Here is a 12,964-nt window from a genome sequence, read left to right as displayed (position 1 = left end):
GAATAAAGCTGAATGAACCAATGGGTTATATGGAGGGAGTTAGATAATGAGGGATACTGTATTAGTTATTGAAGACGAGTATAATATCAGAAAAATTGTATGTGATTATTTTAGAGCAGAAGGATTTCATGTTATACAAGCTCCTAATGGTAAAGAGGGTATTGAAAGATTTGAAGAAGAAAAAATAGATTTGATTATTCTTGATATAATGATGCCCGAGTTAGATGGCTGGACAGTATGTCGACGAATACGTAAACAATCTGATGTCCCTATCATTATATTAACTGCTAGGACAGAAGATGATGATGAATTAATGGGATTTGAGCTTAAAGCAGATGATTATGTAAAAAAACCCTTTAGTCCTGGAGTATTAGTTGCTAGAGCAAAAATTTTATTAAACAGAGCAAGAGGAACAATTTTAGAAGATAAAGAAAAAATGATAAAAGCAGGAATAGAAGTTAATAAATCAGAAAGAAAAGTTAAGGTTGATGGAAAAAATATTGAATTAACACCTAAAGAATTTGAAATATTAGGATATCTAATGGAACACAGTGGAATAGTTCTTTCTAGAGAAAAAATTTTAGATTCAATATGGGGTTATAATTACTTTGGAGATATAAGAGTAGTTGATAATCATATTAAAAAGCTTCGTAAAGCATTAGATGATAAAGCATATTTAATAAGGACAGTTTTTGGAGTAGGATATAAATTTGAGGTGAAGGAATGAGAAAAAGAAGTATTGTGACAAAGTTGTTTGCTATAACAGCATTGTTACTATTAATTTTTTTTAGTATGCAATTTATTTTTCAATACTTCTGGTTGGAAAAATTTTATATATACAATAAAAACAAGGAAATAATACAAAATGTAAGTATGTTAAAAGAAAAACTAGAGAAGGATTTATTAAACGATAAAGAAATAAACAAATTATTGATGATACTGTCTGAAGAAAACAATGCTTCATCAGGAATTGTAAATATATATGGAATCCCTAAGTATGGTCTAAATGGAGGAAGTAATGTTTCACATATAAAAATAAAAGATAGCAAAGATGATGAGTATTTAGTATACATTGAAAAATTTTTAAGGTATCCAGATTTTCAAAAGTTATTACAGAATAAGAAAAATATTAATATAACAGGACGGGTAATATCAGGAAAAGAAAAAGAAATTTATCCTGCTACTATATCTATAGATGATAAGACTTTTGGTTTACAATCATCAGATACGGAGGCAATAGTAATTTCAGAAAGAAAAGATAATGATAATGAAACTAAGAGGAATGTTGAAGAAAATGAACAATCTAGTGATTATAAGAAAACATATGTTTTAATACCAGCTGTGGTAGAGATTGATGGAATTATAGAGAATATTCAACTGATGGAACAAAAAGATTATGTCATGGAATATAAGAAGAACCAATTAATGAAAGAAGTGAGTTTGTTTTTACAAGAGAATAAAGATATAAAAGCATTATTTTCAAATAGTGAGTTAGTTCACTATGTAAAAGTAGATCCTATTACTGGAATTAAGAACATAATATTTGTTCAGCCTGTATTTTTAAATAATGAAGAACCTACGTTTATGTTCACATTAACTTCTTTACAATCTATTACTGAAGCAATAGATATAATGAAACTTTATTTTTTTATAATATTTTTAATAGTGTTGGCAGCAGCAGTTATTGCATCCTATTTTTATTCTAAATTAATAACCAAGCCTCTTCTACAAATAAATAAAGTTACTAAACAAATGGCTAGGTTAGATTTTTCAAATCAATGCAATATGAAAAAAGAAGATGAAATTGGAGAATTAGCAAAAAATATAAATAGCTTATCTGTAAAATTAAAAGAAGCAAAGGAAAAATTAGAGACTGCAAATCAAAAACTGTTAGAAGATATAGAAGTAAAAGAAAAAGTAGAACAATTTAGAAAAGAATTTATTGCTAATGTTTCTCATGAACTTAAAACCCCTTTAACTGTGGCTAAAGGAATTTGTGAAGGTATACGGGATGGAATTTATGATTCAAATAATGCTGAGTATATAAGTCAGATATTAAATGAAATTAATGGTATGAATGGATTAGTATATAATTTGTTACAATCATCTAAAATACAGATAGAAGTACAACCATTAAAAAATGAGATTTTTCAGTTATCAGATGTAATATTAAAAGTTCATAATCGATTCAAAACCTTCGCAAAGGATAAAAAAATACAGGTTATGATGGAACTAACTGATGAATTTGTTATGGCTGATGAGGATAAGATAGAAACTGTAATAGGCAATTTATACAGTAATAGTATCAAATATTCCAGCACAGGAGAAAAAATCAGAATTAAGATGGAAACTAAACAAGAACAGTGTATGTGTACAATAGAAAATAGTGGAGTAAAGATTCCAAAGGAAGAATTATTAAATATATGGGAACCGTTTTATAGAATTGAAAAATCAAGAAATAAAGAGTTAGGTGGTTCAGGGTTAGGGTTATATATTGTGAAGCAAATTCTAGATAAGCATAAAAGTAAATATGGAATACAAAATACTGAGTGGGGAGTTAAGGTTTATTTTTCTTTAACAAAAATAGATACTGATTTTAAGAAATAGCCTTTAACTATTATATAGTAAAAAAATCATAAAGATTGTCTTGAGAATATAAGTGTAATTACAAGATGATTGAGTCAGATCACTGTAAGTTTTTGAAAAATAGAAAATTTCTATATTATCTATTAATTAAACAGATTTATTAATGTAGGAGTTGCAGCTTCAATAGTTATTTACGAGGGATGAACGATATGCATTTTATATTCAGTAGGATTTAAAGCATATGATAAAGACTATCCTTGGGAAAAAGTTATATATTAATAAGGAGAGGATAAGGCAACTATTGATGCATATAAAAGCTGGAAAAATAGCTTCTTAAAAGTCACCTGCAAAGAAACCTCAGATTGAGCCCTAGTAAATTAATAAATTATAGATTTGATTTTAAGAGCTTGTTTCCTCAACGCTTTTATTTGATAAAAGGAAACAAGCTCTTTACAGAGCCGTAGAAAATTCCTGGAGAAATCCTATATTATGGAGTAAGAAAAATCTCTTATATCGTTGAATCAGAAAAGTAACGAGCTATATGACCCCCAAAACTTGACTATATAAATCTTTAAAGGAATTACAACAAAAAGCTAATAGATATGTTTTAATAAACAAAATAGCTGTAAATAAATATATAGTATAGAGATATCAATATTAACGTGGCGTAAGCCACTTATTGTCCTTATTGACCGTTTCTTTACTGAACACTAATAACCACTCGAACTATAGCGGTTATTAATAATGGTTAAACAATTTCTTTACTCTTATTTTTTTCTACTTTAGACAGTTTCTCCTCAACCAAATTATAAAATACAGGAATAATAACCATTGTTAATATAGTTGATACTAGTAATCCAGACATTAAAGCTACAGACATCGGTACAAACAGTGGGTTACGTGAAAGTACTAGTGGTATTAGCCCCATAACTGTAGTTATTGTACTTAATAATATAGGTCTAAATCTTCTGTCTACTGCCTCAATACATGCTTCGTTCAATGATTTTCCTTGTGCTCTAGAATGATTAATAACATCAATTAAGAGTATAGCATTATTTACAACTATTCCTATTAAGCTTACCACTCCCATTGCTGATGTTGCAGATAGTGGGTTTCTAAATATGAGTAATCCTAAAATACAGCCGATAAACGAAAGTGGGACAGTAAATAAAATTAAAAGTGGCTGAACAAAAGAATTAAATTCAATCAATAGTATTATATATATAGCAAACAAAGCAAATAAAGCTGCAATCCCCATAACTCCAAACAAATCATTTATCTGGTCTTTCTCCCCTTCAAATACTATTTCTACACCGTTTAAATTAATATCTTTTAACTTTTCATTTTTCAATTCATCTTGAATAGCTACTGAACTATAACCTGGTTTCACATTACTATACACAGTTATTGTAATATCTTTATTAAAGTGTTTAATTGTATTCACCTTAGATTCAAGTTCAATTTCTGCAATCTCCTTTAATAGAGTTTTATTTCCTGTTATTGAAGATTTCACAGCTAAATTTTCTAATTGATTTAATGATTCTATATCACTTTTTACGATAATATCAAATTCACTTCCATTTTTCCTATATACTGAAGAGTTACTACCCTTTAATGCGGTATTCATCTGTTTAACAATGTCGTATTTAGTGATTCCCATTGATGATGCGATTTCAGAATCTATATTTAATTCATATTCATAAGTATTCCCTTCATCATCATCTCTTACATTTAGAGTTCCTGGAATTTCATTAAGCTTATTTACTATCTCATTAGATACTTCTTTAATTTGGTTTAAGTCGTTACCATTAACTCTAACAGTAACAGGCGCTCCTATTGGTGCTGCATATTCTAAAAGATTAACCTTGGTTTTTCCTCCTACAATTTTTGTATCCAGCTCTTCTTGAAGATATGCTGCAAATTCTTCATTACTTTTAAATCTATTACCAGCATTTAAATCCAATTTTATCATAATCTGTGCAAAATCGTTAGATGGTGCACTTGGTAATACAGTTAGATAAAATTTAGGAAGACTAATCCCTATTGCAGTAGTATAACTTGTAACTTCTTTCTGATTTTTTAAAATATTATATATTTCATCTGTAAGTTTTTCGGTTTTATCTAAGTTTCCTACTACTTCAGAGTTTACATCAATATAGATTATATTTTTATCTGCATAAGGGAAAAATTGAAGTCTAATCTTGGATATTAAACTTAATGCTACCCCAAATATAGATAAAGCAATTAATAATGTTACTATTTTTCTTTTTAGTCCAAACTCTAGTAGTTTATTGAAAAACTTACGAGTTCTCTCTTGTTTTTTTTCTTTATTTTTATGCTTGCTCTCCTTAAAGAATATACATGCTATCGCTGGTATTACTATCATAGCAACTGCATAAGATGCTATTAATGAAATAATTACAACTATAGGTACGCTAGATAAAAATTCACCTGCACTTCCTGGAACCATTAATAAAGTAGCAAAAGCTACAATTGTCGTAATAGTAGAAGTAAAAACTGGTCTTGCTGTTTCTTTTACTCCTTCAAAAGCAGATTCAGTATTAGATAGACCTGCATCAATATGATTTTGTATAGCTTGACTTACTACAATTGAATTATCTACTAAAATTCCTAACGAAATAATTAAAGCCATTATTGAAACAAATTGTATTTCAATTCCCAGAACATACATAGAGATAAAAGTAATTAGCATAGTAAGTGGTATAGCAGTTGAAACTACAAGTGCGTTTCTAAAGCCAACTCCAAAAAAAATTACCATTATTACAAATATAATTCCTTGTAATAAGCTTTTAGTAAAGTTATTTACTGAATTTTTTACGTCAGTAGGTTGATATAAAACTTCATCTGTAGAAACGTCATCTGGAATCTGTGTTTTTAGATCTTCTAGTTTTACTCTTACATCCTCACCTATTAGTATAACGTTTTTACCTGTATCAAAATAGCCTGTTAATAAGATTGTATTTTTACCATTATGCTTAAACTTATAGCTTCCATCTTCATACTCAAAATTAATATTTGCTACATCCTTAAGCCTGACAAGTGCTCCTGTTTCTTCTGACGCAGTAATTACTATATTTTCAATATCTTTCAAAGAGGTAAATCTTCCGGGAGTGTTGACATTTATTTTACCACTCTCAAAGTTTATCGAACCTGAAGGAATATCAATATTCTGCATTTTTATTAAGTTAACAACATCTTCTAATGATAAATCGTATTGATTCAATTTATCCATTTTAACATTAACTTTTACTTCCTTTTTTAACTTTCCGTCTACTTCAATTCTTGATACTCCATCTATTTTAGTTAATTCTTTTTTTATTTCTTCTGCATAATAAGCTAACTGCTCATATGAATATCCATCACCAGATAGACTTATAATCATTCCAGCTGTATCAATTAGATTAGTATTTATTTCACTATCCATACACCCATCTGGAAGATCATTTTTTATATCATCTAGATTCTGCCTTAATTGGTTCCATGATTTATCAATATCTGCTTTATTTTCTAAAGTTACAATGACTACTGATACGCTATTTTTTGATTGCGACTGCACCTTTTCAAATCCATCTATTTCTGTTACTATATCTTCAATTTTATTAGTAATCAATTTTTCTACTTCTTTAGGGGCTGCTCCTGGGTACACAGTAGTAATCATTGCAACAGGTCCCGTAGCGTCTGGATTCTCCTGCTTAGGAATATAATAATAACTATATATTCCTACAATTGCTACCATCACTGCTAGAAATAGTGTAATTTTTCTTTTGTTAATTGCTGTTTTTACTATATTATTCATACCTACACCTCAGATTTGTTGTTTATATTTACCTTGTAACCAGCTTTTAAATTCTTCATTCCTTCTACTACTAACTGATCTTTTACATTAAGTCCTTGAACTAATACCTTGTCCTCATATATTGTTTTAATTTGTATATTTTTTCTAACAGCTCTTCCATCCTGTACTATATATACATAATCTTCACCGTCATTCCTAATTACTTGTATAGGTATCCATATTCCTGAGTGTTCTCCTATGTTTATTGAAACCTTAACTATCGAACCAATATTAAATTCTCTATCATCAAGATCTTCCTTTAAACTTATTTCAACATTATAAGTTCTGCTTTTTGAATCGGGGATCTTATCTATATTAATTACTTCTCCATTAAATTCTGTATCATCTGCGGTTATTATTGCCTGTGAACTTATTTTTAGTTTTTTTACATCCTTTTGTGTAAGTCCAACATTTACAACTGCATTATCAGTGCTTACAATTGCTATCGGATAACCTGCTCCTACAATTTCTCCACTTCTATTTAGAACACTTACTATGTAACCATCTATATCAGAAACCAAAACTGCATCATCAAGTAGATTTTTGTTTGCTTCATATTGAATTTTTGCTGCTTCATATTGAGATAGAGCGATCTTTTTATCCTCTTCTCTGCTGCCATTTTCTGTCTCAGATAGTATTTCTTCAGACTGTTTAAATTGAATTTCGCTACTATCAAGTTTAAGCTTAGCATCATCAAGTTGTTTTTTTGAAATGGCTCCTTGTTCAAATAATTTAGTTAAATCATTATAAACTTTTAATGTATAGTCGTATGCTTTTTGTGCATTTTCTACGTTTAATCTTGCTTTATTAATAGCTTCTTCACTGGCTCCATTTACTGCTTTGTCATACTGTGCTTTAGCAGCTTCCATTTGTGCTTTCGAAGCTTTTAGTTGGAAGTTTAAATCCTGCTTATCTAACTCTGCAATTTTTGTTCCATTTTTAATTTTTTTGCCTTCTTCTACATATATGTTTGATATTTTACCACCTGTTTTAAAGCTGTACTTTTTTGTTTCTTTAGCTTCTAATATTCCAACATAATCTATTGAGTTTATATGTGATTCTTCTTTAATTTGCACAACATTTACAGGAATTATTTTTTCTTTTATAGATTGTTCTTTATTATTAGAACAACCTGATAATAAGATTGTTGCTATAATTAATAATGATAATATTCTTTTCATAATTAAACCTCCAGTCATTTCAAGGTATTTGTCAAAGCTTTTACTACTAAAAACCCTGTAACCCTTGATTTATGTATTTATTTATAATATAAAGAATAATGGTTAGTACCTTTGCAAGTTTTGTAAATCTCCTTTAATCTCAAAAACAGACTCTCTAAATCTGTCATTTTATATTGTCCTCATTGTCATGCTGTTTCTATCTCTCATAAAACGTTACTTGATTATACTGATGCATTTTCAGTTATTTAAAAACCTTTTATTTATTATTATCATTAGAGTTTTCTGGTTCTATTCGCGGTGATGAGTCTCTCTTATCATATATTACCTCATCATGACACCTCATCAGCTATTAAAGCTGAGGAGGTGATTTTATGATTTTGTTGTTTGATTTCTTACAAAAACTAAAACTACTGAAAGATTTTCTGGATTGTCATAATAGTCCCTAATGTTAGAAATACAATTCCTACTATTTTAGATAATTTTTCTTCTGATGCAAGGTTAGCAAATTTAGAAGCCATTTTAGCACCTATTATTCCTCCCACAGATGAAATTAATATTTCTTTGATTGGAAAACCAGAGTGAATAAAATGACATAAAGAACCAGAGAAAGCAGTGCAAGCCATAATTAAAACTGAAGTTCCAACTGCGGTTTTCATATCATATCCTAATATAAATGTAAGTATCATGAGTATCATTATTCCACCGCCGGCACCTACTACTCCACAAATTATACCGATTAAAGTTCCAAATATAATAGAAGCTAATATTTTTTTATCATTGAAGAAAGAAAAATTGTATTTTTCTTTGAACTTTTTAAGCTTAACATTCATTGGAGTTCTCATAAATTGAATACCCATAATTAAGGTTACTATACCTGAGCTTCCCCCTAGTGTGCTATCAGGTATATATTTGGAAAGAAAACTCCCTAATAAGGCTCCTATTACTGCCATGATAGCCATATAAATTCCATTTTTAATATCAATGTTACCATGTTTGTAATATGTTCTAGCAGAAGCAGCAGAAGCAAAAACGTCTGTAGCTAAGCTTATTCCAATTGCTGTATAAGCAGGATAACCTAAAAAAGTTACTAACATGGGAGTTACAATAACAGCTGCTGATGCACCAACTAAACCTGTTACTACTCCTGCGCCCCATCCTGCAAGTAAAATTACTAATATATAAATTATAGTCATCAAAATCCTCCTTCATTAGATAATGTACTTTTCTCTTTCTTCCTTTTTCATGCATAACTTCATCAGTCAATTTATATTGATTCTGTGAAGAATGTACGAAATCAATACAAATGATATTTAATGAAAATTAATAGTAATTGTTTTCGCAAGTTTTTTTACTTAAGACAATTATATTTTTATAACACATTTGTTTATAGTAATATTTTTAGATAAAAATTGGAGTATTTTCAGATAGTTATTCATGAGAGGATTAATCAATTGTATAGAGTTACTTAATTTAGTATACTATTAGTAAATCATGGGTTAGGAAGGTGTACAAATGTATTCTATAGTTATTGTTGATGATGAACCATTGATTGCAAAGGGTATTGAAAGAAGCTGTAAATGGGAAAAGTTTGGAGCAAAGGTTGATTTAGTTACTTCTGATCCCGAGGAGGCTCTTGATTTTATAATAAAGAATAGACCACATATTGTTTTTACAGACATTAATATGGGCGATTTTTCAGGTATAGAGCTTATGAAAAAGGCAAGGATAGAAGGTGTGGATAGCGAATTTGTTGTTATTAGCGGTTACAGCGAATTTGAATATGTTAGAAATGCAATGAAATACAATGCCTTTTATTATCTATTAAAACCTATAGATAAGAAGGAACTGGCAAGTATCATGTCCAATTTAATCATGAATATTAAAGGAAAAAAAGAAACTGATTCATCTTTCGAATTTATGGAAAACTTACTTATCAATACCAAGATAACAACGCATAGAGAACTTTTTGAACTTAACAATTTTAATGTAGAAAAACCAGGATTTCAAACTGTAGTTATTGAAGGAAACATACATAAAAAATTGTTAAAGAATATTATAAGGGATAATAAATATCTTGTCTTGAAAATCGGTTCATGCAAAAGGGCGTATTTTATTAATACGGACAGAGATATTTATAGTGAATATTTAATAGGAACTGTAAAAAAATCGAATGTGAAAATAGGGATAAGCTCTTTTTATGATCATGAGGTTTCTCCATATAAATCTTTTGTTGAAGGTGATATTGCACTATGTAATCATTTCATTTATAAAGAATTAAATATATTTAAATATGATATAAAGAAAAAAGACATCTTAACTATTATAAAACCATGCGCTGAATGCTTTAATGATTTTGATAAAGTAAAGCCATTTTTAAAAAATTTATCTGAGTATGTTAGGAATAATGAACTTTCAATTTTAGAAATAACTCTATTATATAACTATTTTTCTAATACGATGGAATATATAAATGTTACATCTACACAAGGTATAGAATCACAGCATAAAACATACGAAGAAATAATTTCTTCCTTTAAAGATATGGAGGATTTAGCACATTTTTTGTATGAGTACATTAACAATTCATTTAAAGAGGAGTTAGATGAAAACGATAGTAAAGATAATAATATATTTGATGAAATAATAAACTATATTCATGAAAATTATTTAGAACCCTTATATTTAGCTGATATAGCAGATAAGTTTTTTTACAATCAAACATATATAAGTGATTTAATAAAAAGAAATTTAGGTAAGAACTTTACTGAATATGTTATAGAATTACGTATTGAGAAAGCATGTGCATTGTTATCTTCTACTAATAATTCGATATCTTTCATTGCAGCAAAATGTGGTTACAATGATTACTGTTATTTTTCTAAGCAGTTTAAGAAAATTACAGGGAAAACACCAAGTGCTTATAGAAAGGAATAGATGTATGAAAAAGTTTACCGATATTAAAATTCGTGGTCAAATTAGATTTATTGTTATAATAGTTGCAATAATTTTAGTTTTTTCAGCTTTTGTCATATTGTATTTTATTGCTGAAATACTTGTAGATAGAAATAAGGCTTACTATGAAGCTAATACCAGCGTAGTTGAGGCTAATATAAGCACAATGTTGAACAGTATTAAAATCAATAACAATAACTACTCTTATGTTTTAGAAATAAGTGAAACTTTAACTTCAGAAACTGTAGAAAAGAATAAGCTAGAAGATTATTTTATAAATGGCTATGCAAAATTTAATTCTTTCTTTCATGAAACCATGGAGGGTATTATATTGTATCCTATGAATGGAGAAAAAATCATTGTTGGAAAAGAAGATTTAGTGAACAGAGTATTTAACAAAACTAAAGAACAGTATGATTTTGATAATAATTCTTATCAAAAAACTTTCTTTACTGAAAGCATATTTGATGAAAACACCAATGAATATTATTTTGCCTGTGTGAGTCCAATATATGAAGCTGATAATATAGAGCCACAAGGATATTTCATTTCAATTATCAATTATGATTTTGTAAGTAATATTTTAAAAATAAATAAGGAAAAAGAAATAGATACAATTATATTACTTTTAGAGGATAATAAGATTATTACTAATAATAAGGAAATATCTATAGAAGTATCTGAAAAAATCATGAAATATATAGATAAAGATAGAATACTAGATGAATATATAAGTATTAAAAATACTGAACATATATATTTTGAGAAAAACATTAAAAATACTTATTGGAAAATAATAACATTAGTACCTAAGAAAAAAATTCAAAGAAACGCTGGTTCTATAAGACCAATATTTGTAGTGATTGGAGTTATAAGTATTGTCATACTTTCATTTGTAAGCAGAAAAATCATCTCAGCAATTACCAGACCAGTCGAACAAATTGTAGAGAAATTAGATGAATATGAAACCTCTGAGGATTATGAGGATATTGAGACTCCTTTGAAAAATGAAATTAGTGAAATTGCTATGCATATTAATGAAATGATGCATAAAGTAAAAAATTCAAACAAGAAACTTTTAGATACTCAAAAGACATTATTTCAATTAGAAATAGCAATGGTACAAGCGGAACTTTCTTATTACCAAAGTCAAATAAATCCTCATTTTTTATACAATACTTTAGAGTGTATAAGAAGTTTAGCAACTTTTCATGATGCGCCTGAAATAGAAAAGCTATCTTTAGCTATGTCAAAAATATTTAGATATGCAGTAAGAGAAGAAACTATTGTTACATTAGAAGATGAATTAAAATGTGTGGGTGAGTATTCTAACGTAATGACTTTAAGATTTCCAGAAAAATATGAATATATTGTAGATATAGATGAATATATTAAGGAAATACCAATTACTAAAATGACTTTGCAACCTATTGTAGAAAACAGTTTTAAATATGGGATTACCAACAAAAAGAAAAAAGGCAAAATATATATAAAAAACAAGAAAGGAAACAACTGTGTAAATATAGAAATCATTGACACTGGGAAGGGTATAGCTAAGGACAAGCTTTGTGAGATTAATGAATATCTATTAAAAGATGAAGATAAAGATTTAACAAATCATAATAGTGCAAGACTTGGACTAAAAAATATTAATAAAAGAATTAAATTGTGTTTTGGCAAGGAGTATGGTATAAAGATAGAAAGTATAGAAGGATATTATACAAAAGTTATATTAATGCTTCCACCAAGAAACAAATAACACAATGAACTCAGGTATATTCAAATAAATAACTAGTCAGTATATTAGTCTATTTTGAATAATACTTCTTCGCCAGAAATCACTGATAGATTAGCTATTAATGGTGAATATTTAATAATCTATATAAATTTCTATTTTTTAAGTTTTAGATGAGTTATAATATATATATTATGGTTAATCTAATAAAATTAGTGGAGGATAAATAGAATGAATTTATTAAATAAATTTAAAGCTCTACCAAAACGTGATATTGGTTTAACAGTTCTCATTATTTTTATAATACTTTTACTTATTTTAGGATGCAAAACATTTATTTATGGATCTTATGTTTCTACTAATGCAGTAGGAATATCACAGATAAAATTAGAGAATAATGAATTAATAGTTGCAGGAAATATAGCTGACAGTGCTTCAGGATTTAGCGGTTATAAATACAGAATAGATGATGAAAAATTATATTTGAAGTTAAGATATAGCCTTGTAAATGATTTAAACCCCTCTGGTCATTTTAGTATTAAAATTGTTGATGATGACTTAAAGGATGTTAAAAAGGTATTTTTTCAAGGAGGAAAAACAGAAGATATAAAGCTTTTATTAAGCAGATGATGAATTTAAAAGATAAGAGTCTAG

The 12,964-nt window shown here is 28.0% G+C and carries 8 protein-coding genes; 5 read left to right on the top strand and 3 right to left on the bottom strand.

All coding sequences use genetic code 11. The features are described 5' to 3' along the window. The first annotated feature begins 46 nt into the window (after positions 1–46). Complete coding sequence (locus AYC61_RS15690; protein WP_066504565.1) at positions 47–727, top strand: response regulator transcription factor; 681 nt, start codon at positions 47–49, stop codon at positions 725–727. Next, positions 724–2,607, top strand: coding sequence for a sensor histidine kinase (locus AYC61_RS15685; protein ID WP_066504561.1), 1,884 nt, complete (start codon positions 724–726; stop codon positions 2,605–2,607). Before AYC61_RS15690 ends, AYC61_RS15685 begins: the two co-directional genes overlap by 4 nt. Positions 2,608–3,334: 727 nt before the next feature. Here AYC61_RS15685 and AYC61_RS15680 read toward each other — a convergent pair. From AYC61_RS15680 to AYC61_RS15670, 3 genes are all read right to left on the bottom strand, one after another. Then, positions 3,335–6,403: an efflux RND transporter permease subunit gene (locus AYC61_RS15680; protein WP_066504552.1), complete on the bottom strand. Its 3,069-nt coding sequence runs from the start codon at positions 6,401–6,403 to the stop codon at positions 3,335–3,337. Between the two features lie 2 nt (positions 6,404–6,405). Further along, positions 6,406–7,623, bottom strand: a complete 1,218-nt coding sequence (locus AYC61_RS15675; protein WP_066504549.1) for an efflux RND transporter periplasmic adaptor subunit — start codon at positions 7,621–7,623, stop codon at positions 6,406–6,408. A 407-nt stretch (positions 7,624–8,030) separates the two neighbouring features. Then, complete coding sequence (locus AYC61_RS15670; protein WP_066504546.1) at positions 8,031–8,816, bottom strand: sulfite exporter TauE/SafE family protein; 786 nt, start codon at positions 8,814–8,816, stop codon at positions 8,031–8,033. A gap of 319 nt (positions 8,817–9,135) precedes the next feature. On the opposite strand from AYC61_RS15670, the gene AYC61_RS15665 reads away from it, so the two are divergent. The 3 genes from AYC61_RS15665 to AYC61_RS15655 all read left to right on the top strand — a co-directional run bounded on the left by AYC61_RS15665 (position 9,136) and on the right by AYC61_RS15655 (position 12,940). Then, the gene (locus tag AYC61_RS15665) at positions 9,136–10,557 is read left to right on the top strand and encodes a response regulator transcription factor (RefSeq protein WP_066504543.1); all 1,422 of its coding nucleotides are present in this window, start codon (positions 9,136–9,138) and stop codon (positions 10,555–10,557) included. 4 nt (positions 10,558–10,561) lie between these two features. Further along, a complete protein-coding gene (locus tag AYC61_RS15660; RefSeq protein WP_162265479.1) occupies positions 10,562–12,334 on the top strand; it encodes a sensor histidine kinase in 1,773 nt (590 codons plus the stop codon). Between the two features lie 207 nt (positions 12,335–12,541). Then, on the top strand, positions 12,542–12,940 hold the full coding sequence (locus tag AYC61_RS15655) for a hypothetical protein (RefSeq protein WP_066504538.1): 399 nt from the start codon (positions 12,542–12,544) through the stop codon (positions 12,938–12,940). Positions 12,941–12,964 lie beyond the last annotated feature (24 nt).

Origin of the sequence: Abyssisolibacter fermentans, from assembly GCF_001559865.1 — a bacterium.
Lineage (GTDB): Bacteria > Bacillota > Clostridia > Tissierellales > MCWD3 > Abyssisolibacter > Abyssisolibacter fermentans.
This window is presented reverse-complemented; position numbering and strand designations above follow the sequence as displayed.

What these genes read in the sequence shown, in the direction of transcription:
- AYC61_RS15690 (WP_066504565.1), top strand. Translation starts at nt 47, where the DNA reads ATGAGGGATACTGTATTAGTTATTGAAGACGAGTATAATATCAGAAAA.
- AYC61_RS15685 (WP_066504561.1), top strand. Translation starts at nt 724, where the DNA reads ATGAGAAAAAGAAGTATTGTGACAAAGTTGTTTGCTATAACAGCATTG.
- AYC61_RS15680 (WP_066504552.1), bottom strand. Translation starts at nt 6,403, where the DNA reads ATGAATAATATAGTAAAAACAGCAATTAACAAAAGAAAAATTACACTA.
- AYC61_RS15675 (WP_066504549.1), bottom strand. Translation starts at nt 7,623, where the DNA reads ATGAAAAGAATATTATCATTATTAATTATAGCAACAATCTTATTATCA.
- AYC61_RS15670 (WP_066504546.1), bottom strand. Translation starts at nt 8,816, where the DNA reads ATGACTATAATTTATATATTAGTAATTTTACTTGCAGGATGGGGCGCA.
- AYC61_RS15665 (WP_066504543.1), top strand. Translation starts at nt 9,136, where the DNA reads ATGTATTCTATAGTTATTGTTGATGATGAACCATTGATTGCAAAGGGT.
- AYC61_RS15660 (WP_162265479.1), top strand. Translation starts at nt 10,562, where the DNA reads ATGAAAAAGTTTACCGATATTAAAATTCGTGGTCAAATTAGATTTATT.
- AYC61_RS15655 (WP_066504538.1), top strand. Translation starts at nt 12,542, where the DNA reads ATGAATTTATTAAATAAATTTAAAGCTCTACCAAAACGTGATATTGGT.